Origin of the sequence: Flavobacterium psychrophilum (assembly GCA_001708385.1) — a bacterium.
Classification (GTDB): domain Bacteria; phylum Bacteroidota; class Bacteroidia; order Flavobacteriales; family Flavobacteriaceae; genus Flavobacterium; species Flavobacterium psychrophilum_A.
This window is the reverse complement of the sequence record CP012388.1, coordinates 1,788,429-1,811,613: the sequence shown is the minus strand read 5'-3', so window position 1 is coordinate 1,811,613 and position 23,185 is coordinate 1,788,429. Positions and strand designations below refer to the sequence as shown.

Below are 23,185 nucleotides of genomic sequence, written 5' to 3'. Positions count from 1 at the left end.
GCCGTAAGGCTGTTTTTTGGTTATATATTATTTGATAATAATGTTAGTTAGTTTAAACCAATCGCAATAGTCTTCATTTTTGCCTTTGTTTACTATAATAGTAATTTGTTTTTTGCCCGATACATCAAGGTTTATATTCTTTTCCTTTTTGTGTGTAAGGTATAAGGTTTTTATAACGGCACCATTTTCTTTAATTATCAGGTTAACCTCTCCGTCTTTAGCCGAATTGCACTCGCTGGCAATAGTTTCCTTGTTGTTAAATGTGGCAGTAAAACTTAGGTTTGTATCGTTCTCATCAAACATAAAGCTTATCTCGCTTGGCCTGGTTGCACCGGGGCAAAGATTTAGGGTGTTTTCGTTTTCAAAAGATACAGCGCCATAGCCGTTGCCAACAGTAATACCAGATGTTTTAAGTATAGTCCTGTTTATGGCAAACATCTGCTCATACTCCGGGTACGCAGTCCGGAAATAATCATGTATCGTTTGAATCTCAGCATTGTTTAGTGATGATGTTTTTTTCATCAGGTAGGCGGTAACGTTATTCTGAAGCGTGTATTCTTCTACTTTTTCGTAATGTTGTTTGAGGTCGCCTTCCATAATCGCATTGTTGAAATATGCTATAACTTTTTGGCTTTCTGCACCAAGGTGAAGTTCTGCCGGTAAAGTGGTTATAACATAATCGGCTAAAAACAATTCGTTAGGAAAACGGTCGCGTTTGTCAAGATGCTGTGTGCGCTGTAGTTTAAATACAGGGTTGCTAAGGTCGGGCAATTTGATGTTTTTGATAATGTCTTCGTTAAGCGCCCCTGCGCTGGCAAGGCAGTAGACATAGTTACCCTTATTATGTAATTCGATAACTTTATCTGCAATTCGTTCAATTTGATCGTAGTCCGGCCTTGAAAATGCTTTTCCTTCTATAGTAGAAAACACATAGGCATTTCCGTCGTATGGATTCAGGGCAAAAACAAAAAAGCTGTTTATCAATAAGACGACAAAAAGTGCCGGTGCTATATATTTTTTTCGGGATGCATAAATAACTGCCTGAAGGAAAAATATAAGGAAGAACGGGACAAGAAGATAGTAATGTTGTAATCCTCCAAAGTCGTTAACCCTCATAAATAGCACAACTACAATTACAGAGCTGATACAGAAGAAGCCCAGTAACGATTTCTCTTTTTTAAACGAAAGCACTAATCCGGCTAGGGCTGTAAGAATGATAAACATTCCGAAGAAAAGATTAAAGTTATTGGCCTGATGCAGAAACCCGGCACTGCGGTATGCAGAATAAATATCGGTATAGTCTTTTAATACCGTCATTTTAAAATACGGGTAAAAAAGGGTTAACATAATTACCATAGGTACAACTCCCGCTACTCCCAGATTGATAATACTGTTGATTACAATTTTACGATCCTTATATTTAACAGCTGCAATCACATTTACAGCAAAAACCGAAACATAAAAAGCTACAAACCAGAAGGCATACCATCTGCGGTTGAATATCAGCAGTAGTAACATTAGCCCGATAAATACCGATTGCTTTATTTTTCGCTCTCTTAAATAATTGCTTCGGATAAGAGTTGATAATACTAAAGCGATAAACACAAGGCCTACAGCATCTAGGAATCCGTAACGGATTGGTAACAGACATGGCGCAAAACATAGTATGAAAAAGGGAAGGGCAAGTTTTAGCCTGTTGCTGATTTCCGGATGCATTTTGATGATCAGTGAAGATAGTACCAGCGCAAAAGGAACCAGGTATATAAGGTATATTGAAAAAACGTAATTATTGAAATTAAGGCCAAGCAAACGGTTTGCAGGAGCCAGTAGAACATTAGGGAGAGAGTTGTACTCTTCATGCCTTACCGATTGATAAACGCCTTTTAATGCCTTAAATGGCGATTCGAAAAACTCGTTTGTGAATGATATTGCCCTGTGCCAGTAACCGGAATAGTCCCAAAAATAAATAAATTTCTCATCTTTAAGTAAAAAAAACAATAATAAGCCGGGCAGTAAAAGTGCCGCACCGTATGGCGCATAGAATAATTTTGTTTTTACATTAAATACAGCACTCCTTATTTCTACGGAGAACTTAAAAATGGTAAAAAAATAGATGCCGAGTATTACAAAAGACAATAGTAGCGCCATTAGTGTCAGGAAGTTATAATTTGGTTTGGTTTGGTTTTTCTTTTAAGATGTGCCAAATATACTTATTTTCCTTATTTTTGGGGTTTAAGACACGTTTGTTATCCAATTCTTTAATGAAAAAAATCGCAGTATTATTTATCCTTACATTTTTTAGCTCCTGTAGGTTCTTTGACGGACAGGTGCCTAATGAGGAAGAGTTGCTGCAAAAACGTTTAAAGGAAATCAATTGGAAAGAAGTAAGCAGTTATCCTTCGATAGCCGAGTGTGATGCTATACTGGATAAGGACATGAAAAAAGAATGTTTTTTCTCATCTATGGCAGCGCTTATTCAGCAAAAGCTGGATATAGATACCATTGCCATGTTATATCCCGAAATGGATACTATACAGGTAAAAGTAACTGTGTTTTCTAATGCTACTTTAAAGTTTGAACCCGAAATCCCTACAGACAGCGTGAATTACAATAGGGTTCAGGTAGACAGCATCATCAAAGCAAGGCTTGTCGATTTTCCTAAAATTGAACCGGCGCAAAAAGAAGGTGTGCCTGTAACTACGCAATTTATACTGCCTGTTATTCTTGATGTGAAGTAACAGTTTCGACTTCAGGTTTAAAAGTAAATACAAAATAACTCCCTATTGTTACCGGAATAACTGTGTTAAGCAACCATATTAATGTTGCAGTGAAAACCACGATCCATTCGTTTACGCCCAGTATTCCGAAAAAGAACACAGCTACGCTTCCCTTTACGGCAAAATCTAAGAATTGAAAACTTGGTAGTGATGACCCCAGAAAATAAGTTGCTGCTATAGTACTTACAAGTATTGGATAAGGTAACTGAATATCGAACAGTAAGAAAAATAAATAATACTGGTGCACTATTGTTAAGTAACGCAAAACAGCCAATACCATATTTTTACGGTGTACTGTTTTAGGCATGGCGTTTATTTTTTCTCCCAGCTTTTGTAATGAATATCCTTTTACAGTAATTTTTCGGGCGAATGCCAATATGATAATTACTAGAAAAATAACCCCAAGAATCGCTAAAGCTAAACCGGCAGGCACTGCGGGGTAATTATAGTTGAAAAAGAACAAACCGGTTAATCCCGCTGCTACTGCAATTATTAACTGTATGCCGTTGCAGATGAGGTTAAGGAAAACAATTTCGCCTGCTTCCGACTTTTTGTAATACATAGCTTTTGCTGCATATTCACCAATGCCATTGGGTGTAAATAAGGCCACTGTGACAGCTGCCAGTACTTCTTTAGCCGATCTGCCAAGAGATACAGGTTTTACTACAGATACCAGGTTCTTCCACTTTACAATTTCCAGGAATCGGTTTAAAAAGGTAAGAAATAGCAAAAGCGCTATAATGCTATACGCATGCGGCCTATTGAGGGTATCGGCAAAGCGTTGCCAGTCGAGCTGCTCATTATTGGCAAGCCTGTCGTATATAAAATAAAATGACCCGCCCACTATCAAAACTTTGATAATGGCAACGAGTAATTGCTTAGCTTTGCGGGTACCAGACATGGCTGCAAAAGTAAAGAAATAAAATTGGCAAACGAGCGTATTATATTAGGGATAGATCCGGGTACAACCATTATGGGTTTTGGCCTTATTAAGGTTATTAATAAAAAAATGGAATTCCTGCAGCTTAACGAGTTGCAGCTGCACAAGTATGACGATCATTATGTAAAACTCAGGATTATATTTGAGCGTACTATTGAGCTTATAGAAACCCATCACCCAGATGAAATCGCTATTGAAGCGCCTTTTTTTGGTAAAAATGTACAGTCTATGCTAAAGCTTGGCAGGGCACAGGGAGTGGCTATGGCTGCGGGTTTATCGCGCCAGATACCTATTACCGAATACGAACCCAAAAAGATAAAAATGGCAATAACAGGAAATGGTAACGCCAGCAAAGAGCAGGTTGCAAAAATGCTGCAACAGCTATTGGGGTTAAAAGAACTTCCTAAAAACCTGGATAGTACAGATGGCCTTGCTGCGGCGGTATGCCATTTCTTTAACTCAGGCAAAATTGTAGCCGGTAAAAGCTATACAGGATGGGATGCTTTTGTAAAGCAGAATGAAAACAGAATAAAATAGGCATCGGTTACTAACAATATCATGGCGGGCATTTATATCCACATACCTTTTTGCAGGCAGGCATGCCACTATTGCGACTTTCATTTTTCTACTTCTATGAAAAAGAAAGACGATATGGTTTTGGCAATAGCCAAAGAAATTGCCATGCGCAAAAATGAGTTTGCTAATGATATGGTGGAGACTATCTATTTTGGAGGAGGAACCCCGTCGGTGCTGACGAATGCCGAAATACAGTTTTTAATAGATGCCGTATACAGCCATTATGATGTAGCGGCTAGTCCCGAAATTACACTTGAAGCTAATCCGGATGATCTGTCTGCCGAGCGAATAATCCAACTGTCTGAAAGTCCGGTAAACCGTCTGAGTATTGGTATACAGTCATTTTTTGAAGATGATCTTAAGATGATGAACCGTGCCCATAATGCTACCGAGGCCGAAGCATGTCTTGCTGAAGCGGTAAAATATTTCAACAATATATCTATAGATCTTATTTACGGCGTTCCGGGTATGACAAACGAGCGCTGGATGCATAATGTAAACAAAGCACTGTCGTTTTGTGTACCGCATATATCTAGTTATGCACTTACCGTTGAGCCAAAAACAGCACTGGACAAATTCGTAAAGAAAGGTGTTATAGCCCAACCCAGCGATGAGGCCGCGCAGGAACATTTCTTGTTACTGGTAGATACACTTGAAGCGAATGGCTTTGTGCATTATGAGCTTTCTAACTTTGGTAAAGAAGGCTTTTTCTCGCGGAACAATACAGCCTACTGGCTCGGTAAAAAATATGTAGGTGTTGGCCCATCGGCGCATAGTTATGACGGTATTCACCGGAGCTGGAACATTGCAAATAATGCGCTGTACCTTAAAGGAATTGAAGAAAACACACTACCTGCCGAAACCGAAAAACTTACCCCGGCCGACAGGTATAATGAATATGTTATGACCGGGCTGCGTACCATTTGGGGTGTATCTGTACAAAGGGTACACAACGAATTGGGTAAACTTTTCAGCGATTATTTAATGAAAGAGTCGGCTAAATTTATAGCACAGGGACTGCTTACTAACGATAACGGTATTATAAAAACGACCCGCGAAGGAAAGTTTTTAGCCGATGGTATTGCAAGCGACTTGTTTTTTATAAATTTGGACTGAAACTCTATGTAATGAAAGCAACCGTACACTATAATGGGGAAGCCTTATCGGCCGACCTTTCTCAGCCTATAGATATATCTATTCCGCTTACCGATAACGAAAGCAACCCAATTGCCTGGTATCTGGACAAACCCGTTATAGAACCTGTTACTATGGGCGACTGGGTAGGGAAGGTAAGCGAAGGGGCGTCTACCAATTTTAATAATATATTTTTTAACCCGCATGGGCACGCTACGCATACCGAATGCCTGGGACATATAACCCGCGCGTTTTTTAGTATCAACCAGGCTTTAAAACAGTTTTTTTTTACTACTGAAGTGGTCTCGGTTCAGCCGGAAGAACAGGGTGAGGATTTTGTTATCACCAAAAGTCAGATTGAAGAGGCACTAAGTGGTAAAACACCCGAAGCTATAGTTATCCGTACGCTTCCAAATGCAGCTGCTAAAACGTCAAAAAATTACAGCAATACTAATCCGCCCTATCTTGAAGAAGGTGCTGCGTTATTCATCCGCGAATGCGGTATAAAACATTTACTGATAGACCTGCCAAGTGTAGACCGCGAACAGGACGAAGGTAAACTTGTTGCCCATAAAGCGTTTTGGAATGTAACTGATGTTAACAACCTCAACGCCGATGCCCGTCATGATGCTACCATAACCGAAATGATTTATGTAAATGATACTGTTATTGATGGCAGCTACCTGCTGAATTTACAGATAGCATCTTTTGAAAATGATGCCAGTCCAAGTAAACCTGTTTTATACCAGTTATCATGAATACATTAATTAAATTAGAAGAGGCGGCACTATTTGCTTTGGGTTTTTTCCTGTTTAGCCTTTTAGATTACGCATGGTGGTGGTTTCCTGCATTACTACTCGCCCCCGATCTATCAATGATTGGTTATGCTTTTGGTAACAAGACCGGTGCTTGGATCTACAACGTAGCTCACCACAGAGGGCTGGCAATTGTTGCTTATTTATTAGGTTTCTACCTTGAAAATAATGCTTTGCTGTTAACGAGTACAATTCTGTTTGCACATTCCAGCATGGACAGGATGTTCGGCTACGGACTTAAATATGAAAAAGGATTTAAATTTACGCACCTTGACGAGATAGGAAAGTAGACTTTAGATGACAGATAATAAAAGTGAGATATTAGGTAAACCAAAAAGCTAAAAACCTAAGTCGCTTAGTAATTCAGTAACTTTTTTTAAAATGAATATACAGGCTTTTTACGAATACTGCCTTGCAAAAAAAGGTGTAACAGAACATTTTCCGTTTGACGAGGACACCCTTGTTTTTAAAGTAGGCGGAAAGATGTTTTCTTTATCATCGTTATCGCAGTGGGAAAAAGGCGATCCGTCTATCAATCTTAAATGTGATCCTGAAAAGGCTTTGGAGCTGCGTGCAGAATACGATGGTATAGAACCGGGCTATCATATGAGCAAGGTACACTGGAATACGATTGCCGTAAATAGCGATGTTCCGGCAAAGCTTCTACGTGAACTGATAGACCATTCGTATGAGCTGGTATTTAAAAGCCTGACGAAAAAGCTTCAGGCAGAAATTACGGAAGCTCATAATTAATTAGCAAATTAAAAGCCGACTTTGTAACTTTGAACCTATAATCACTTTGTAAACCAATATGAAAGAGCATATAAAAAACTTCCTTAACGAAGAACAGGACCCTAAAGCGGTTGAGAAAATCACCTCTAAACTTAGCGATATCTTAATGAGAAACGAAGAGATTGGCTATATAGGTGTTCAAAAGAAACCTGCTATCAATGTTTTTCCAGACAGTATAGTGCTTACCAATAAAAGAATTATTATCTGTAAGCCTAAAAATCTTGGGCTTTCTATGGATTTTATCGATTACGGCTGGAACATTGTTACGGCTACATTTGTAAAAGAAAATATTCTTGGTTCTGAATTCTCTTTTACAACCAATACAGATATTACTGTTTCTATAGACTATATCCCAAAAACACAGGCAAGAAAAATAAATACGTTTGCTAAAGAGCAATTAGAACTGCTTAAAGAAGCTAATGCTCCTGCTAAGCCGGAAACATTTTTTGCTGAGCCATCGGCAGAACAGCATCCGCCTGTTGAGGCTGAGCCAGTTCAGGAAGAAGAAGTTGAAGAGGTAGAGACAGAAGAAGTAAATGACTATGCCCAGATAATAAGCCCGGTGCCGCAACCTGCAATACCTGTTTATAACGAGCCTGCTCCGGTAGCTGAAGAAAAAAGCAATAAAGACAAATCGCTTGCTGAACTAAGCAAAGAAGAACTTTTTGACAAACTTCAGAATTATAAAAAACTACTTGATAACGGACTTATTCTTCAGGGTGAGTACGACACGCTTAAAAAAGAAATCTTAAGTTACCTATAATCGGTTGCTTAAATAGTATATACTAAAATGCCCCACATTGTGGGGCATTTTTTATTTTACATTACATCTTTTTGCTTGTTGCTAAAGCTGTCGGCCTGTAGTTCTAAAAGTTCAATAGCTTTTTTCTTTTTGTAGTTATACAGTTCCCGGTCGTTTCGTATTTCGGCATAGACATCGTCATAAATACCCGCATCGGTAGTGCGTAGAAGTTCGCGTTGGTAATTATTTTGCGACAGGTTCGTTTTAACCGCCATCTCGGCATCTTCCAGTTTAAAGTCATATTCTCCCTTAGGCGAAAGCAGTTTGGCGATTATAGGTGATGTTTCTATCGCCAGGAATAAAAGCATTATAAAGAAGGATGGTAACCAGGGCAATTTGTTTAGCGCATTGATACGTGCCATAAGTCCGTCAAAGCCGTCAATAATGGGCTGCGTTTCGGTTACTTTTTTATCAAGGTCGGCCTGTAATGTTTCGCCCTGCTTTTCTTTAGCGGCTATCTTTTCGAGATTTGTTTTTCGTAAAGTCTCAAGCTCTAAAAGGGCAGCATCGTGTTTTTGGCGTTTTTCACCATACACGGGGCCTTTACCGAGTTTCATGGTTCCCTTTGTTCCTTCGGCTTCCGTAATGTAGGTACTGTAAAGCTCGTTTACTTCTTTTTCTTTTTTAGAAATAGCCGATTTTAAGCTATCTGTCTCCGCCTTATTTTTGGCAAGATCGCCCTGGAAAAAATTAGCTACCTGCTTTTTATTAGCCATAGCCATATCATTTTTCTCTTTAAGCAAAACGGTGTCAATTTCTTTTTGGAAGATCTTTATTTCAAGGGGTTTAGAGATTACAATAGCAATGATCATCGCCAGGATAATACGTGGTGTAGCCTGAAGGAATTCCTGCCCAATGCGGTCGCGCTTACGAATGGTAGACACAATAAAACGATCCAGGTTAAAAATAAGCAGGCCCCATAGCAAACCAAAAAAGGTTGCAGTATACGCGTTATCAAAAACGGTGTAAAGGGCATAGGAGGCGGCAAGCCAGGCCATAAGTGCTGTAAAAAATACTGTTGCACCAATACCGGCATACTTGTTCTGTTCGCCGTTAGAACAGCTGTACACGAGGTCTTTGTCGGCCCCGGAACAGGTAATAAAAAAACGTTTTAACATGATTAGTGTTTTTTGATGATGATGTGTACAAAGGTAACGCGTTTTTTTATAGAATGGTATAACCGACTGATATGTTTTGCTTTAGGGTAAGAAAAATCCGCCACAGTGGACGGATTTCAATTTAACTAAACAAATTATAAATAGATATTGGGTTATTGATAGCAGCTGAACAACAAATTACTTATCGGGATGTTTTTCGTAAGTGGTTTGAGAGACTAGGTTACCATTCTCGTTTACATAACTAATTTTTACAGATTTATATTCTTTAAGTGTCTTGTCATTGTATTTTTCAGGATCAAGGTTTTTTAAAGTGCTCTTTTCAAATTCTGTCAGATGGTTTACCTCAATTGCTTTCATTTTGTCACTGTCAATCTTTGAGTCTGAAAGGAAAGTAGATTTGGGTTTTGAGCCATTAACCGTTATAGGTAGATTGTAAATCGTCCTCACTTTTTTCTCGTTTAATTCTGCCGGGATCCATTTTTCAGATTCGTTCAGTAATCTAATGGCTTCTACACTTAGATCCATATTCGGTGATCGCATTATTTTTATATCAGAAAGGCGTCCATCTTTTTCTATAATAAAACTAACATAGATATGGGCTGTGCCGTCAAGGTTTTCCGGAATTCTGAAATTCTGATTTATATATCGGTAAAATGCTCCTAAGCCTCCGGGATATTCTGCTTTTCTGGTAAGTTCGTTTACCTTGTATATATGGTCTTTTACTGTGTCCTGTTTAACCAGAGGTTGTTTTAAGGGAATTTGCTCTTCAACGGATGAAATAGCCGGCTTAGTGTCAGATTGTGTAGGCTTGTCTTCTGTTAGTTTGTTGTACGCATCCTGTGCTGCTGTAGGTAGTGCATCTATTTCGATATTTTTAAGTGCAGGTGTATGGGAGTAGGTTATGAATACAACCCCTGCAAGTAAAGGGAAAACTATTATTTTTTTCAATAGAGCGTTAAAGCGGCTGGTGGTTTTTGTCATCATAATTAATCGTTTTTTAGTTATGGAAAAATTCAGGTTACTCGCCAGGGGCAAGCTTCGTGCGCCTACGGCTTTTTTCAATAACAGATTTTGATAAGAAATCACGTTATCATGAGTGATTACCACGCTTTCATCTGCCAGGAATTCATGGTTAAGCTGTATGGCTTTTTTGTATATATAAAGCACCGGATTAAACCAGAAGATTACTTTGAGGATTTCAATGAATACGATATCCAGAGTATGTCTTTGCCTTATGTGTGTCAATTCGTGTGTATAGAGTTCGCACTCTATTTTTTGCTGCATATAATCATCTTTGTTGACGAAAATGTAGTTGAAAAAGGTATATGGCAAAGTAGTTTCCCCAACTAATACTAATGTAGCTTTTTGATACTTAACCGTTTGGTTCTTTTTTGCTTTACCGATAAGATACAGCGAGTTTTTAGTAAAACGGAATAACAGTAAAATACAGATAGTCAAATAACCAAACCATAGTGCTTGTGTGTAATTATTGCTGGCATTGAGTGTCGGTTTTACAGTAACCGGAGAGCCAATTACTACTTCTTCTAAAGTAATCGACGCAGTATTTACAACAGATGGTGTGTTAGTACTCAGGCTAATAAAAGGAACTATGAAAGAAAATAGGAGTGATCCAAGTAAATAAAACCTGTTGAAACGGTGCATTTTTTCTCTTTCAAATAAGATGTAGTAAATGCCGAGCAATACTCCCATTGCCAGGGTCGATTTGATAAGAAAGTCTGTCATGATTGGTTGATTTGGTTTAACAGAACATCATTTTTTCTTTTTCTGGATCTCTTTATCAATGATCCTTTTTAGCTCTTCCAATTCAGCTGAGGACATATCGGTTTCCTGTGTGAAGAAAGACGCAAACTGTGCTGCCGAATTGTTAAAGAAACTCTTAATCATTCCGTTCATTTGTTTAGAGAAATAATCTGACTTCTCTACCATCGGAAAGTATTCCCTCGATTTGCCATATTCTTTATAGCCTACAAAACCTTTATCTGCCATTCGCTTTAATAAAGTAGCCACAGTAGTGGTTGCCGGTTTCGGATCGGGAAAGGCATCAAGCAGGTCTTTCATGAAAGCCTTTTCCTGTTTCCATAAATATTGCATTAGCTGTTCTTCTGTTTTTGTCAATTGCATTGCTCTACAGTTTTAGAGTTGTTTCTACAAATGTAGAGTAAAAATATATTCGTTCGACATTTTCCATAAAAAAATCTGCCTCAAGGACAGATTTTAATATTTTAAAGAGTTTTATAATTATTCCGAAATTCTCTCTTTAGTGTCTGTAATAGAGTCTTTTGTCGCTCTGTTTTTGAAAGATATTGTGTCAGGGTTTAGTTTAGGAATCTTTAGTGTTGGCTTACCGGGTCCAAGTATAGGTAATACGGTATTTAGCTGCATCGCTTTCACGACAAGCGAATCTTTTACTGAAATGGCCTGCAATGTTTCGGTCTTGTTGAGTCCTATTACTACCCTGAACGGCTTGTGTCCCGGTGCCTTTATGGTGAGTAGTGCCCCAATAGATTTTTCATGCTCATTTAGCATATCGGCTATTAGCTGGTTATATTCGGCATTTGTAATTTTCTGTTTTGTTGTAATTATAATATTGCCAAAAGTTTCTTTTTTCTGCACCTCAAAAGTTGGCGAATCTTCTAGTGGCGCTATAGTTCCTTTTGTATAGCTCATAAACTTTACATAAGGTTCAGTAGCGGTCTTTTCGGTTGTGGAAACAGGTTTTATTTTAGCAGTCCTGACTTTTACTTTTTTTACCGAATCTTGTACCTCAGCAACAACGGTTGCCGCATTTTTTACAATTACTGCCGTTTGGGTTGGTGCTCGTTTTTCGGCATCCACCGAAGCGGAAGGCAATGTATTTATCTGCGGATTGTGGATTGTATTATTCTTAAGTCCTGATGTTTTTATAGTAACAGGTTTAACCGTGGGGCTAATTTTGGCTGTAGATTCCGGAGTGGCGAAGTACCACACGATTAAAGCTGTTAGTAAAATACCGCATACTGTAAAAAGCAATAGGTTCGATTTACCTGTTGATCTTGTGTTGTCGAGTCCGCTTTCTATTTTTGACCACAGGTTTTCGCCCGGCATCTCATCAAATGCGGCACTATGGTTTTTAAAATGATTAAACAATTCGTTATCTGTCATGGCCTGCGGTTTTTGTGGTTGTGCTAAAAAATATTTTCTTTAGTTTCTCTTTGGCGTAATTAAGCTGCGATTTAGATGTACCCTCACTAATGCCCAGCTGCTTGGCAATCTCTGCGTGTTTGTAGCCTTCAATAGCATAGAGGTTAAATACAATTCGTGCGCCTTCGGGTAATGTTTTAAGCATCGACTCTATGTCGTTATCATGAGCGGGCAGCTCTTCCGCAGCGGGCAGCTGAATAACATCAGGGGGGACTTCGAGATTAAAATTGGTTTTCTTTCGCAGTTCCATCATGCAGCAATTGACAGCTATCTTTAGTATCCATCCTTCAAAACTACCATCGTTATTATACTGACCGATTTTTTGAAAGACCAGTAAAAACGCATTCATAACCATTTCTTCGGCACGCTCGCGATCCTTCATATACCGTTTGCAGGTACCGAGTATCTTAGCACCATAGGCTTTGTATGCCTCGTGTTGAGAAAGCCTGTCCTGCCTGAGGCAGCCCGCTATGATTTCTTTTTCGGTCATGTTATTTGGCCAGCGTTGGTGTGTTTTTCAGTTCTTCAATTTTAGAGTAGGCGGGTTTCACAATTTCCTCACCGCTGCAATCAATATATCCATAGAGGTTGTTTCTTTTCACCATTATCCACCCGACTTTAAACTTGTCTGTTTTCGCTATCATTTCATATTGTACGCTAACCATTTCATTGCCATCGGTATCAATAAGCCCCATAAGTCCATTTTTGGTTACAACAGCCATATCTGTACAATATTCGCCAAAATCGCCGATACTATCATACACGGGAGGAATTATTTCCAATCCTGTTTCGTCAATATATCCAATGCTATTGTCGCTGTATACTTTGGTCCACCCCGAAGGCATTTTTGATTGTGTTTTTTCCTGTGCCCAAACGATCAGGCTAAGCGTAAGTAATGTTGCTGTTAATAATGTCTTCATGATAAATAGATTTAAGTAATGCTGTTTATTACAAAGATGCGGTGGTTTTAAAAAGGGTTGGAATGAGCCATAAAAAAATCCGCCACAATGGGCGGATTAAATGGTATAATTACTATTGGCTAACGATCGTCGGCCAACAGCGATTACTATTTCGACATTTCTGTAAAATGCTTGTAGAATAAAGGAATAGTCTCAATACCTTTAAGGTAATTAAATACACCAAAGTGCTCGTTAGGAGAGTGTATGGCATCACTGTCAAGACCAAAGCCCATCATAATAGTTTTGCTTTTAAGCTCTTTTTCAAACAAAGCCACAATAGGAATACTTCCTCCCGAACGTACAGGAATCGGCTTGATACCAAAGCTTTCTTCGTATGCAGCAGCAGCGGCGCGGTAACCAATACTGTCTATTGGTGTAACATATGCCTGACCTCCATGATGAGGTGTTACTTTTACCCTTACACCTTTAGGTGCAATGCTCTCAAAGTGTTTTGTAAACAGGTCTGTAATTTCTTTCCAGTCCTGGTCCGGTACCAAACGCATCGAAATTTTAGCGTAGGCTTTGCTTGCAATAACCGTTTTAGCGCCTTCACCTGTGTAGCCACCCCAAATACCGTTTACGTCAAGCGTAGGGCGTATAGAGTTTCTTTCGTTAGTTGTATAGGTGTTTTCACCGTAAACATCTTCAATATCAAGCGCTTTTTTATAAGCATCAAGAGAGAACGGAGCTTTAGCCATCTCATCTCTTTCCTCACGCGAAAGTTCTTCAACCCTGTCATAAAATCCGGGGATAGTAATATGGTTGTTCTCGTCATGAAGCTGTGCTATCATTTTAGCAAGAATGTTGATAGGGTTTGCTACAGCACCACCGTAAAGGCCTGAGTGCAGGTCGCGGTTAGGGCCAGTAACTTCAACCTCTACATAGCTAAGTCCTCTTAGTCCCGTAGTGATAGATGGCTGCTGATTAGATATCATTCCGGTATCAGAGATAAGGATAACATCATTCTTAAGTTTATCCTGGTTGCGTTCTACAAACCAGCTAAGGCTTGGCGATCCTACTTCTTCCTCGCCTTCAATCATGAACTTTACGTTACAAGGCAGGTTGTTGTTGGCAATCATGTATTCAAAAGCTTTTACGTGCATGTACATCTGGCCTTTATCGTCACATGCGCCACGTGCAAAAATAGCGCCTTCAGGGTGAAGTTCTGTTTTTTTGATAACCGGCTCAAATGGCGGAGATGTCCATAATTCAATCGGGTCTGCCGGCTGAACATCATAATGTCCGTATACTAATACAGTGGGGAGGGCAGGGTCAATATTCTTTTCGCCATATACAATTGGGTAGCCCGGTGTTTCGCAAAGCTCTACAAAATCGCATCCTGCTTTTTCAAGGCTTTCTTTAACTGCTTCGGCAGTATTAATTACATCCTGAGAATAGGCGCTGTCGGCACTAACCGATGGCGATTTTAATAGTTCTATAAGTTCATCCAGGAATCTTTGTTTATTTTCCTGAACGTAGTTTTTTATGTTATCCATTATAAATTAGTGATATACGATTGAAGCACAAAAATACAGAAAAAATAATTTTAATTTTTTGCAGAATTTACTTTGAAAGTATAAAAACAGTCGTATATTTGCACCCGTAATAATGAAACAAATTATCGGTTTTATTATCAACCTGCGGGTGTGGTGAAATTGGTAGACACGCCAGACTTAGGATCTGGTGCCTCACGGTGTGAAGGTTCGAGTCCTTTCACCCGCACAACAAAAAACCTCTGATGTCTCAGGGGTTTTTTATTTTTATAGTCTTTTGATAGTTGAGTTTTATATGTAGGTTTTAGTCGTCTATATGTTTGCTTATTAATAAACTGTCTTTTGGATTAAAGGCAAAAATGTAAACATCCCAACCTAGAAGGTCTTTTCTGTATTTGTAAATGATTACTTCATTTGGAGAACGATGATAAAATTCTTCATCAGGTTTCCCCCAATTATCTACCAACTGGCTTAAAGGTGTATTTTTCCTGGTTTTTGAATATTTTTCATTATAATATTCACTGTTAGAAAAATAAGTTTTAAGAAGAATAATAATAAGAATAACGATTGTTACTGTTGCAATGCTGGTGATCTTTAAAAATTGTCTCAAAAGGGTTGTTGTTGTAGGTTGTTGATTGTAAAACGAACAAAAATTTAAGTAAGTATATCTTAAATTTAATTTATTTAGGTAAACAAAACTTGTTACCTTTCGTACTCAATGTTTTCTTGAAATATTCTTAGGGTTTTCTTTGAAAGTCCAAAAACAGTTGTATATTTGCACTCCTAATAATGAAACACTACTGAGTTTTATTGTCAACCTGCGGGTGTGGTGAAATTGGTAGACACGCCAGACTTAGGATCTGGTGCCTCACGGTGTGAAGGTTCGAGTCCTTTCACCCGCACAACAAAAAGCCTCTGATTTTCAGGGGCTTTTTCTGTTTTTATCTCTCCCTTATAAATTTACCATATCAAATACCATTATCTTTGAGTAAATTTTATCTTACCCTCTCATGGAAACATTGGCTGCTGTTTTTGAAAAAATAGGTTTACAGGCACATCACCTGGACGATTTTCAGCGGGAACTCCGAACCAAATCCTTAAAAAAGAAAGAACATCTTATTCAGGAAGGTTCAGTGTGCGATTTTATTGCGTTTGTGTATTCAGGAACATTACGGTCGTACGTACAGAATGATAATGAAGAGTTTAATAACGATTTTTATTTTGAAGGTAATTTTGCCAGTGCCTATACCAGCTTTTTAACGCAGATGCCGACAAATTGCAATATTGAAGTGTTGGCAGATGCCGATATAAGCCTAATAACGCATAAGCAGTTTACAGCCTTAATGCTGAAAGACAGTGAATTCCTTAAGCTGGCAAAATACATTTCAGATAATTACTTTATAAGAAAGTGTAAACGGGAAACATCATTTCTTAAAAATTCTGCTGCTGAAAGGCTAGACGTTATAAGGGGGTTGTATCCCGGTATAGAGCAGCAGGTATCTCAATATCATATAGCATCCTATATGGGTATTAAACCCGAATCATTAAGCCGTTTAAAAACTCTTAACCTACATCAATAAATAAGATAATGGCTTTGTAGAGCTTTGTACTTCAATATTAAAAAATTTGAAGTATGCCTATAATCAACTTAAAAGTCAGCGGAAACGAAAACCCGGCACTCGCTAAAGAACTTGCTTTAACTATTAGTAATCTTACCAAAGCCTTTTTAAAGAAAAAACCGGAGGTTACCGTTGTTACAATTTCATTTACTCCAAACCAGCTTTGGTTTGTTAATTCGCAATCGCTCGAAGAATTACAAATGAATAGCTTTCATCTGGATATCAAGATATCCCAGTCTACCAATCTAAAAGATGATAAAGCAGCCTATATAGATGCTATTCATAATTCTATAGGTGCTATTATAAAAAATATACATCCCGTAAGCTATACTGTGATCAATGAGATTCCTGCTGACGCTTACGGATACGATGGGCTAACCATTGAGTACAAATACATCAACAACAAGAAAGTAAACGCATAGTATGAAAAGCTCAAAGATACTTATAGTGCTGCTGCTTATTGTTGCGCAGCAATTATCGGCACAGCAAAAATCAAATGATAAAGAACAGATCAGTGCTGTTATCGAAAAATATAGTGAAGCTGTTATCAAAAAAGATTCTGTGGCGTTCTATAGTTTGTTTAATGATGACAATGTTACCTGGTGCGCATCGGTTACAGATAAATCCCAGCGTAAAGAAATTAAAGCAAAAGGATTAAATGAATCCGCGAGGGGTTATTTTACCGGTAGTTACAAAGGGTTCATGAGAAGTTTGTTCAGGTATAAATCCACCGAAGATAAATTTGATAATATCAGGATTATTGAGGATGGAACTGTGGCTTCTGTAACTATGGATTATAGCTTTTGGGCAGAAAACAAAATGACAAACTTTGGAAGTAAATTTTTGGGGCTTATCAAAAAGGACGGGCAATGGAAAATTACAAGTGTTATCTATTCGTTAGAGTTAACTCAATATTTTGAGCAGCCCCCACTTAAAAAGAGGATAAAAGGGAACGGGTAAAATGTGAGTAGCTCTATTTATATCGTAATCAATTTTGTATCTTCATGATTCAAACTGTCGTATATGAGAGCTTTTTTATTTGCCTGGAATCCTGATAAATGGGAGTGGCCGGATTTGGAACAGGATGTAAAAGACCTTGCCGAAACAGGTGTTTTTGTTGATGCCTGGAGTTGTGCCAGCCATAAAGCAGTCCGGGAAGGCGATAAAGCCTATCTTATTAAGCTTGGTAAAGAGCCTAAAGGGATTATGGGGTCGGGGTTTATTTCGTCAGAACCTTTTATGGGCGAAAACCATCGCGGTCAGCCCAGGATGCGAATACTGGTAAATTTTGACAGATTGCTGAATCCTTACAAAGAAGAAATACTGTCGTTAGATACATTAAAATCCGGTGCTTTGGCAGCGCAGCATTGGTCTACACAATCGTCTGGCATTGCTATTAAACCACACCTTGTAGAAGAACTCGAATCGGTTTGGCTCGATTTCCTGCGGAATAAGTACCGCAACATATAATTGATGCAAGTATAAATGAAAAAGTGCCCGTAATTTTCTTACGGGCACTTTTGTGTATAATCTTATCTGTTTTATTAAACAATAAACAAGCTTGCTATACTTGTAGCAGTTGCTCCAGTAATAGGTTCGTCAAAAGACTCAGGTCCTGCCTGTGCAGGTATTCCGCTTACTGTAGCTGTATTAAAGCCGGCTTGGTTTGTAACCTCTTCTCCGGTATATACAGCTTGTGCAGCTGCAGGTAATCCGCCGCGGTCACTTCCAACAATCCAGCCTTTCTGGCCTCTTAGTCTTCTTACCTGAGATGCGTGCATTGCCTCAACAGAGTGTATCTGTAGTGCAGTAGTCAGTAAATCTCCGTTAGAGATAAGATTAGCTGCCTGTCCTTTGTATGCGCGTACTCCAGTGTCTTCAAAAGCCTGTGCTAAAGCAAAGAATGTTTCCAGGTCGTTAAAAGGGTCAAATGCACCGTCTGCAGTAAAGTCAAAAGTTGGCTTAGCGGGAGCGTTTGCGCCTAGAGCATTAGCAAGTAGTGCAACGTGGGCATTTTCGTGTTTTGAAATTTGTGCAATAATAGTTCTGTCGGTACCTGTTAGTAATCCCGGAGAAGATAATGCCATGTCATAAAACTCGTCTTCCAGGTATTCCAGTGTTAATGCAAGCTGTAAAGCTTCAGTTGGTGTTTCTGTAGGGCCAAAAAACGTTGTATTTTTAGCATTTGCTTTATTGGGTGCCAAAAACGCAGCTAATCCAAGTGGTACGGCAGCAACAGCTGCTACTTTACCCATGTTTTGAAACTGGCTTAGGCTATCTCTTCTTGAGCCTTTAGCGCTAAGGCTATTTATCATACCTTCATTGGTAAATGACTCTATAAATTTTAAAATATTCATGATGTCGAAGTTTAGAGGTTAAGATTATGGTAAGAATTGAGCTGTAAACGGTGTCTTAATAATTTCCAGCGCACTAACAGCAGTAATAACCTGTGAAGGTTTTAAAGCCTGTCCCAGTCCGGTGTCTGAAGTTACTACGTCATCACCTGCAAAAGCTGCAGTGCCAGGGTTTAATAAGCTACGTATAGCCGATGCGTGTCTTGCTTCTACCGAAACAATCTTACCTGCAAGTACAAGATAGTCAGGAGTTGTAATGTATCTTCCTGCTCCGTTGTAAGCTGCAACCCCGGTGTCTTCTAATGTTCTTGCTGTAGTAAGAACCTGTGTCCTGTTGCTAAAGCTTAAGCTTCCATAATCAAATTGTAAAGCGGGAAGTAACTGATCCTGACTGGATATTACTCCTGAGATAGCCGCTTTAAAAAATTCCCTGTGAATTACCTCATGGTTGTAAAGGTCTTCAAGTACTTCTCTTTCTTCAGCGTTAAATGTGCTTCCAAAACTATTGCCGTTTACAACACGTGTGTAAAAATCGGCTTCAAGCTGTTCAAGTGCATAAGCATAGGTTAGTACGCCAAGGTCGCCTCCTCCTAAATCAAATTTTCCGTCTCTTACTCCGGGCAGCTGATTCGAATTGCCGTTGCTTCCTTTGTCGTCGTCGCTGCTACAGCCTGCCATTACAAGTCCTGCCCCTGCAAGTGTAATTCCGCTGATCCTAAGAAAGTTTCTCCTGCTGTGCAGTGATCTTACTTCCTCTACTTGTACTTTTTTCATAGTATAAAAGTTAATAGGTTAATAATGTGGTAGGTGTGGTAACATAAATATGTTGGTTACCAAAGTTACTATTAACATACGGTGATAATCAGGATGCGGTTTTTAACAATTAAGTATTTTATTGCTATTTAACGAATTTTTAATAAATATGTTATCTCTACATTGTTGTAGGGTGTTGATTATTGCTTGATTTTTTATTTATTCCTGAGAGATAGAAGAATATAGGTTGATGGTATAATTTGGCAATAAATTAACTATTACAATCTTTTAAAAATTATAAAAAAATATTTTTTTGTTAAAAATTAACTTACATCTGCCTACTAATTGTGTGCATTTCTCAGGTTTTGTTATAAAATGTAAGATATATTTAAAGAAGAACGAATAAATCAGCAATTTTTTGTTTCTTTACAATATAAATTCATTTTAAGGCCATGAAACAAAAAGCTACATTAAAGCAGATAGCAAAAGAGTTAAACGTATCTGTATCTACAGTATCTAAAGCGTTGAGCAATAGTCCTGAAATTAGTGAGCCTACAAAAATCAAAGTACAGGAGTTTGCCAAGCTTAAAAATTATAAGCCAAACAATATTGCTGTAAACCTTAAAAATAAAACCACAAAAACTATCGGGGTTATAATCCCCAATATTCTGAACCCGTTTTTTGCCAAAGTATTTAGCGGGATAGAAAAAGCGGCTAACGACAGGGGATACAATGTTATTACATGTATCTCTAACGAGTCCCTGGAAAAAGAGATCCATGCTATGGATATGCTTAGCAACGGAACGATTGATGGTTTTATCCTTTCTATTTCGGAAGAAACACAAAAGGAACAGGAATTTAAACATTTTAAAGAGGCAATTGCCGATGATCTTCCTATTGTAATGTTCGACAGGACATCTGATGAGGTAAATTGCGATAAAGTTATTGTTGACGATTTTGATTCGGCTGTAGATGCTACTTCGCATCTTATAAAGCTTAAATGTAAAAATATTGCGCTTTTATCTACCATTCATAACCTTAGCGTGAGTAAACTTCGTGAAGACGGTTATAAAAAGGCACTTGCCGATAACGGATATACTATTGATGAAGATTTAATGGTACTTACCGATAATACCGATGAGTTTGATGAAAAACTTAAGGTAGCATTTGATACTAAAGCTATAGATGGTGTTTTTGCTTTAGATGAGCATGCTTCTGTAATGGCTATGAAAATTGCTATTAAAAAAGGTATCAAAATTCCTGAAGAACTACAAATGATAGGCTTTGCCGATGGTGTATGGTCTAAGAGGCTTACGCCCAGCCTTTCTACCGTTAGCCAGCATGCTCCGGAGATCGGACAGGCTGCCGCCGATATGCTTATCGACAGGCTTGAAGATAAGTCTGACGAAGCACCGGAATATGTAACTAAAGTTATTAAAACCGAACTTAGGCAGCGCGAATCAACCAAAAAGCTGTAACAGCTTATTGACTACAGATTGGTAAATACCCTAAATAAAATAAGGTCTATATACCCCGTTAGCGATGCGTCGTTAGCAAAACTCACTGCACTTTTTGTTGAGAGGGATTTTCCGCGTGGCGAAATTATAATGAAAGAGGGCAGGGTTGAAAAATCCATGTTCTTTATAGAAACCGGTCTTGTACGGGCGTATTCAGATCTGCCCGAACGCCAGGTTACTTTCTGGCTTGGGCTTGAAGGTGATTATGTAATTTCTATGCGAAGCTTTATTAATAACAAGCCAGGCTATGAAACCATTGAGGTTTTAGAAGACAGCGTTTTGTATGAAGTTAATGCCGAAAAGTTAATCTCCCTTTTTGAAACCGATATTGAACTTGCTAACTGGAGTCGTAAACTCGCAGAGCACGAAATGCTTAAGCTCGAAGAAAAGTTTATCTATCGACAGTTTAAAACCGCCACCGAAGTATATACCGAACTTCTGGAAAGAATACCGTCTCTGCCTAATAGGGTTGCCTTAAAACACATAGCTTCTTATCTTGGTATCAGTCAGGTTTCTTTAAGCCGTATACGCGCAAAAATAAAATAATCTAATTATTTAACAAATGTAAAATGCTGCCCGCAATGCCGGTTCTAACTTTGCATCAAATTAAATGAAAAGCATTATGAACTGGATTTATCTTATTATTGCCGGTATACTGGAAATTGGTTTTACAACCAGCATGAAACTGTCTAACAACTTTACCAATTATAAATGGGTTGCTGTATTTGTAGCGTGTATTATAGCCAGTTTTTATTGTATCAATAAAGCCTGCCAGACATTGCCCTTAGGAACGGTGTACGCGGTATGGACAGGTATTGGTGCTTTTGGTACTGTTATTATAGGTATGATTTATTTTGAAGAGCCTGTTAATTTCTGGCGTATCTTTTTTATATCGACGCTGGTGTTTTCTATAATCGGACTGAAATTTTTAGGAGGCGAAGCAGCACAGTAAAATCTTGATTTATATACTAGAAAGGCCTCCGTTTGGAGGCCTTTCTTTTTATTCTTTTGTAAACTGAGATATAGAACCGTCTGCCTGCCTCAGGGTGAAACCCTTTGCATTAAAGGTTATTGTAATACCCGCAGGAGGATAATTAAATTCATTTTCACTTACCGGGTTTAGCGGGAAAGATCCTTGGTTTGTAGCGTGTGCTACGAGTTCGCCCTTCACTAATTTTATGTCTACTTTAAAAGGCAGGGAAGGGGTACTGTAAATGCCTTCGTGAACTTTTAAAGCGCTTTCGTCAAGAGCTACGCTGGTAAGATTAGGAAAGATGAATGGCTTTTTATAGTAAATGCTCAGTATGCCCAGTATAATATCGTTGGTGTTATAATCGCCGCCGTTTACCAGCACGGCAAAGCCCATTTCCTCTTTCGGATAATAACTCACCACCGATTTAAACGATTCTATACCGCCATTGTATCCAAAGAACTTTCTTTCCAGGAACGGGTAAGCCAGTAATCCTTTGCCAAATCCCCAGTCGATAGTCATCATTTGGTCGAGGGATGATTTACTAACTATTTTACCTGTAAACAATGTGTTTATAAACTTAGTAAGGTCAGTCGCGGTAGATTGTATAGCACCGGCTGCTCCTGCTACAGATTCATGCCATTCTTCTGTCCTGTCCCATTTACCGTTAGTAAAAGTATAGGAGTAAGCCTCGTTTCGTTTAGGGTTTATTTTTGTATAGTAGTAGGTGTTCTTAAGTCCGGCCTTACCTGTAATCCTTTTGCTTAGGTTTTCTTTATAGCTTTTCTTGGTAATATCCTGAATGATGTAACCCAGTAAAATATAATTAGAGTTACTGTATTCTCCTCGTATGCCGGGGTCAAAAACCGGTTCGCCCGATTCCAGTCGCGCCAGCATATCTTTCTTTGTTTGCTGTTGCGTTCGGTAGATTTCAAAATCGGAGCTGTCGGTATAGTTGGCAATACCGCTTTTATGGTTCAGTAAATGACCAATAGTAATTTTATCGGCATTCGGTATTTTCGGGTAAAACTCAGATAGTGGACGATTGAGGTTCAGCTTTTTCTCTTCGATAAGCTGAAATATCATGGCAGCGGTAAATATCTTCGTTACCGATCCTATTTTGTATTTGGTATCAGGCTTTGCGGCGAGTTTGTTTTCGGCATTGGCAAATCCGTAGGCTTTGTCAAATACAACTTTGCCTTTTTCCTGAATAGCCACCGACCCCATAAATTTATTATTAGCGTTTAAATAGGTCAACAGGCTGTCAATCTTCCTGAATTTTGCAAGATCTGCCTGCTGGGCAAACGAAGGCCCTGCTATAAAAATAGTAAGTAAGCTTAAAAGTGTTCTTTTCATAATAGTAAA

General features: G+C 38.6%; 24 protein-coding genes, 2 tRNA genes and 3 pseudogenes. 16 read left to right on the top strand and 13 right to left on the bottom strand.

Annotated elements, in window-relative coordinates; genetic code table 11:
- Positions 1-27: 27 nt before the first annotated feature.
- The gene (locus ALW18_07955) at positions 28-2,148 is read right to left on the bottom strand and encodes a hypothetical protein (GenBank protein ID AOE52446.1); all 2,121 of its coding nucleotides are present in this window, start codon (positions 2,146-2,148) and stop codon (positions 28-30) included.
- Positions 2,149-2,261: 113 nt separating this feature from the next.
- Here ALW18_07955 and ALW18_07950 point away from each other — a divergent pair, with 113 nt between their 5' ends.
- Positions 2,262-2,738 (top strand): hypothetical protein, encoded by a 477-nt coding sequence (locus tag ALW18_07950; protein AOE52445.1) that lies wholly within the window; start codon positions 2,262-2,264, stop codon positions 2,736-2,738.
- Here the strand turns inward: ALW18_07950 and ALW18_07945 are convergent.
- Positions 2,719-3,678 carry a hypothetical protein gene (locus tag ALW18_07945; protein ID AOE52444.1) on the bottom strand — a complete coding sequence of 320 codons (960 nt, stop codon included), beginning with the start codon at positions 3,676-3,678 and terminating at the stop codon, positions 2,719-2,721. The genes ALW18_07950 and ALW18_07945 overlap by 20 nt on opposite strands.
- A gap of 24 nt (positions 3,679-3,702) precedes the next feature.
- Here ALW18_07945 and ALW18_07940 point away from each other — a divergent pair, with 24 nt between their 5' ends.
- The 6 genes from ALW18_07940 to ALW18_07915 all read left to right on the top strand — a co-directional run bounded on the left by ALW18_07940 (position 3,703) and on the right by ALW18_07915 (position 7,797).
- Positions 3,703-4,254, top strand: coding sequence for a crossover junction endodeoxyribonuclease RuvC (locus ALW18_07940; GenBank protein AOE52443.1), 552 nt, complete (start codon positions 3,703-3,705; stop codon positions 4,252-4,254).
- Positions 4,255-4,275: 21 nt separating this feature from the next.
- The gene (locus ALW18_07935) at positions 4,276-5,409 is read left to right on the top strand and encodes a coproporphyrinogen III oxidase (protein AOE52442.1); all 1,134 of its coding nucleotides are present in this window, start codon (positions 4,276-4,278) and stop codon (positions 5,407-5,409) included.
- An 11-nt stretch (positions 5,410-5,420) separates the two neighbouring features.
- Positions 5,421-6,185, top strand: coding sequence for a metal-dependent hydrolase (locus ALW18_07930; protein AOE52441.1), 765 nt, complete (start codon positions 5,421-5,423; stop codon positions 6,183-6,185).
- A complete protein-coding gene (locus ALW18_07925; GenBank protein AOE52440.1) occupies positions 6,182-6,532 on the top strand; it encodes a hypothetical protein in 351 nt (116 codons plus the stop codon). The genes ALW18_07930 and ALW18_07925 overlap by 4 nt, the downstream gene beginning before the upstream one ends.
- Before the next feature lie 91 nt (positions 6,533-6,623).
- Positions 6,624-6,995: an MmcQ-like protein gene (locus tag ALW18_07920; GenBank protein ID AOE52439.1), complete on the top strand. Its 372-nt coding sequence runs from the start codon at positions 6,624-6,626 to the stop codon at positions 6,993-6,995.
- A 58-nt stretch (positions 6,996-7,053) separates the two neighbouring features.
- The gene (locus ALW18_07915; GenBank protein AOE52438.1) at positions 7,054-7,797 is read left to right on the top strand and encodes a hypothetical protein; all 744 of its coding nucleotides are present in this window, start codon (positions 7,054-7,056) and stop codon (positions 7,795-7,797) included.
- A 56-nt stretch (positions 7,798-7,853) separates the two neighbouring features.
- On the opposite strand, the gene ALW18_07910 is transcribed toward ALW18_07915, so the two are convergent.
- From ALW18_07910 to ALW18_07880, 7 genes and pseudogenes are all read right to left on the bottom strand, one after another.
- Entirely contained in the window at positions 7,854-8,954 is a 1,101-nt protein-coding gene (locus ALW18_07910) for a hypothetical protein (protein ID AOE52437.1), read from the bottom strand.
- 885 nt (positions 8,955-9,839) lie between these two features.
- A pseudogene (locus ALW18_07905) lies at positions 9,840-10,697 on the bottom strand (hypothetical protein).
- Between the two features lie 27 nt (positions 10,698-10,724).
- A complete protein-coding gene (locus ALW18_07900; GenBank protein AOE52436.1) occupies positions 10,725-11,096 on the bottom strand; it encodes a penicillinase repressor in 372 nt (123 codons plus the stop codon).
- Positions 11,097-11,213: 117 nt separating this feature from the next.
- Positions 11,214-12,116 (bottom strand): hypothetical protein, encoded by a 903-nt coding sequence (locus ALW18_07895; protein AOE52435.1) that lies wholly within the window; start codon positions 12,114-12,116, stop codon positions 11,214-11,216.
- A complete protein-coding gene (locus tag ALW18_07890) occupies positions 12,106-12,645 on the bottom strand; it encodes a hypothetical protein (GenBank protein AOE52434.1) in 540 nt (179 codons plus the stop codon). Before ALW18_07890 ends, ALW18_07895 begins: the two co-directional genes overlap by 11 nt.
- 34 nt (positions 12,646-12,679) lie before the next feature.
- Positions 12,680-12,991: pseudogene (locus tag ALW18_07885) on the bottom strand (hypothetical protein).
- Between the two features lie 230 nt (positions 12,992-13,221).
- Positions 13,222-14,610: a peptidase dimerization domain protein gene (locus ALW18_07880; GenBank protein AOE52433.1), complete on the bottom strand. Its 1,389-nt coding sequence runs from the start codon at positions 14,608-14,610 to the stop codon at positions 13,222-13,224.
- Positions 14,611-14,754: 144 nt separating this feature from the next.
- Here ALW18_07880 and ALW18_07875 point away from each other — a divergent pair.
- Positions 14,755-14,839: transfer RNA gene (locus ALW18_07875), tRNA-Leu, on the top strand.
- 72 nt (positions 14,840-14,911) lie between these two features.
- On the opposite strand, the gene ALW18_07870 is transcribed toward ALW18_07875, so the two are convergent.
- A complete protein-coding gene (locus ALW18_07870) occupies positions 14,912-15,217 on the bottom strand; it encodes a hypothetical protein (protein AOE52432.1) in 306 nt (101 codons plus the stop codon).
- Between the two features lie 210 nt (positions 15,218-15,427).
- On the opposite strand from ALW18_07870, the gene ALW18_07865 reads away from it, so the two are divergent.
- The 5 genes and pseudogenes from ALW18_07865 to ALW18_07845 all read left to right on the top strand — a co-directional run bounded on the left by ALW18_07865 (position 15,428) and on the right by ALW18_07845 (position 17,690).
- Positions 15,428-15,512: transfer RNA gene (locus ALW18_07865), tRNA-Leu, on the top strand.
- A gap of 135 nt (positions 15,513-15,647) precedes the next feature.
- Positions 15,648-16,187 (top strand): cyclic nucleotide-binding protein, encoded by a 540-nt coding sequence (locus tag ALW18_07860; GenBank protein AOE54352.1) that lies wholly within the window; start codon positions 15,648-15,650, stop codon positions 16,185-16,187.
- A gap of 53 nt (positions 16,188-16,240) precedes the next feature.
- Positions 16,241-16,648: a 4-oxalocrotonate tautomerase gene (locus tag ALW18_07855; GenBank protein ID AOE52431.1), complete on the top strand. Its 408-nt coding sequence runs from the start codon at positions 16,241-16,243 to the stop codon at positions 16,646-16,648.
- Between the two features lies 1 nt (position 16,649).
- The gene (locus ALW18_07850; GenBank protein AOE52430.1) at positions 16,650-17,186 is read left to right on the top strand and encodes a hypothetical protein; all 537 of its coding nucleotides are present in this window, start codon (positions 16,650-16,652) and stop codon (positions 17,184-17,186) included.
- Between the two features lie 63 nt (positions 17,187-17,249).
- Positions 17,250-17,690 (top strand): annotated as a pseudogene (locus ALW18_07845) (HNH endonuclease).
- Between the two features lie 80 nt (positions 17,691-17,770).
- Here the strand turns inward: ALW18_07845 and ALW18_07840 are convergent.
- Positions 17,771-18,583: a hypothetical protein gene (locus tag ALW18_07840; GenBank protein ID AOE52429.1), complete on the bottom strand. Its 813-nt coding sequence runs from the start codon at positions 18,581-18,583 to the stop codon at positions 17,771-17,773.
- Between the two features lie 24 nt (positions 18,584-18,607).
- Positions 18,608-19,354 carry a hypothetical protein gene (locus ALW18_07835; GenBank protein ID AOE52428.1) on the bottom strand — a complete coding sequence of 249 codons (747 nt, stop codon included), beginning with the start codon at positions 19,352-19,354 and terminating at the stop codon, positions 18,608-18,610.
- 431 nt (positions 19,355-19,785) lie between these two features.
- Between ALW18_07835 and ALW18_07830 the strand changes: the two genes are divergently transcribed.
- The 3 genes from ALW18_07830 (at position 19,786) to ALW18_07820 (ending at position 21,802) form a co-directional block, all read left to right on the top strand.
- Complete coding sequence (locus ALW18_07830; GenBank protein AOE52427.1) at positions 19,786-20,811, top strand: LacI family transcriptional regulator; 1,026 nt, start codon at positions 19,786-19,788, stop codon at positions 20,809-20,811.
- Between the two features lie 18 nt (positions 20,812-20,829).
- The gene (locus ALW18_07825) at positions 20,830-21,396 is read left to right on the top strand and encodes a cyclic nucleotide-binding protein (protein AOE52426.1); all 567 of its coding nucleotides are present in this window, start codon (positions 20,830-20,832) and stop codon (positions 21,394-21,396) included.
- Between the two features lie 76 nt (positions 21,397-21,472).
- Entirely contained in the window at positions 21,473-21,802 is a 330-nt protein-coding gene (locus ALW18_07820; GenBank protein AOE54351.1) for a cation transporter, read from the top strand.
- Between the two features lie 48 nt (positions 21,803-21,850).
- Here the strand turns inward: ALW18_07820 and ALW18_07815 are convergent, their stop codons facing one another.
- Positions 21,851-23,179, bottom strand: a complete 1,329-nt coding sequence (locus ALW18_07815) for a D-alanyl-D-alanine carboxypeptidase (protein ID AOE52425.1) — start codon at positions 23,177-23,179, stop codon at positions 21,851-21,853.
- Positions 23,180-23,185: the final 6 nt, after the last annotated feature.

What these genes read in the sequence shown, in the direction of transcription:
- ALW18_07890 (AOE52434.1), bottom strand. Translation starts at nt 12,645, where the DNA reads ATGACCGAAAAAGAAATCATAGCGGGCTGCCTCAGGCAGGACAGGCTT.
- ALW18_07935 (AOE52442.1), top strand. Translation starts at nt 4,276, where the DNA reads ATGGCGGGCATTTATATCCACATACCTTTTTGCAGGCAGGCATGCCAC.
- ALW18_07820 (AOE54351.1), top strand. Translation starts at nt 21,473, where the DNA reads ATGAACTGGATTTATCTTATTATTGCCGGTATACTGGAAATTGGTTTT.
- ALW18_07945 (AOE52444.1), bottom strand. Translation starts at nt 3,678, where the DNA reads ATGTCTGGTACCCGCAAAGCTAAGCAATTACTCGTTGCCATTATCAAA.
- ALW18_07900 (AOE52436.1), bottom strand. Translation starts at nt 11,096, where the DNA reads ATGCAATTGACAAAAACAGAAGAACAGCTAATGCAATATTTATGGAAA.
- ALW18_07835 (AOE52428.1), bottom strand. Translation starts at nt 19,354, where the DNA reads ATGAAAAAAGTACAAGTAGAGGAAGTAAGATCACTGCACAGCAGGAGA.
- ALW18_07910 (AOE52437.1), bottom strand. Translation starts at nt 8,954, where the DNA reads ATGTTAAAACGTTTTTTTATTACCTGTTCCGGGGCCGACAAAGACCTC.
- ALW18_07930 (AOE52441.1), top strand. Translation starts at nt 5,421, where the DNA reads ATGAAAGCAACCGTACACTATAATGGGGAAGCCTTATCGGCCGACCTT.
- ALW18_07950 (AOE52445.1), top strand. Translation starts at nt 2,262, where the DNA reads ATGAAAAAAATCGCAGTATTATTTATCCTTACATTTTTTAGCTCCTGT.
- ALW18_07955 (AOE52446.1), bottom strand. Translation starts at nt 2,148, where the DNA reads ATGGCGCTACTATTGTCTTTTGTAATACTCGGCATCTATTTTTTTACC.
- ALW18_07855 (AOE52431.1), top strand. Translation starts at nt 16,241, where the DNA reads ATGCCTATAATCAACTTAAAAGTCAGCGGAAACGAAAACCCGGCACTC.
- ALW18_07850 (AOE52430.1), top strand. Translation starts at nt 16,650, where the DNA reads ATGAAAAGCTCAAAGATACTTATAGTGCTGCTGCTTATTGTTGCGCAG.
- ALW18_07925 (AOE52440.1), top strand. Translation starts at nt 6,182, where the DNA reads ATGAATACATTAATTAAATTAGAAGAGGCGGCACTATTTGCTTTGGGT.
- ALW18_07915 (AOE52438.1), top strand. Translation starts at nt 7,054, where the DNA reads ATGAAAGAGCATATAAAAAACTTCCTTAACGAAGAACAGGACCCTAAA.
- ALW18_07920 (AOE52439.1), top strand. Translation starts at nt 6,624, where the DNA reads ATGAATATACAGGCTTTTTACGAATACTGCCTTGCAAAAAAAGGTGTA.
- ALW18_07880 (AOE52433.1), bottom strand. Translation starts at nt 14,610, where the DNA reads ATGGATAACATAAAAAACTACGTTCAGGAAAATAAACAAAGATTCCTG.
- ALW18_07830 (AOE52427.1), top strand. Translation starts at nt 19,786, where the DNA reads ATGAAACAAAAAGCTACATTAAAGCAGATAGCAAAAGAGTTAAACGTA.
- ALW18_07895 (AOE52435.1), bottom strand. Translation starts at nt 12,116, where the DNA reads ATGACAGATAACGAATTGTTTAATCATTTTAAAAACCATAGTGCCGCA.
- ALW18_07840 (AOE52429.1), bottom strand. Translation starts at nt 18,583, where the DNA reads ATGAATATTTTAAAATTTATAGAGTCATTTACCAATGAAGGTATGATA.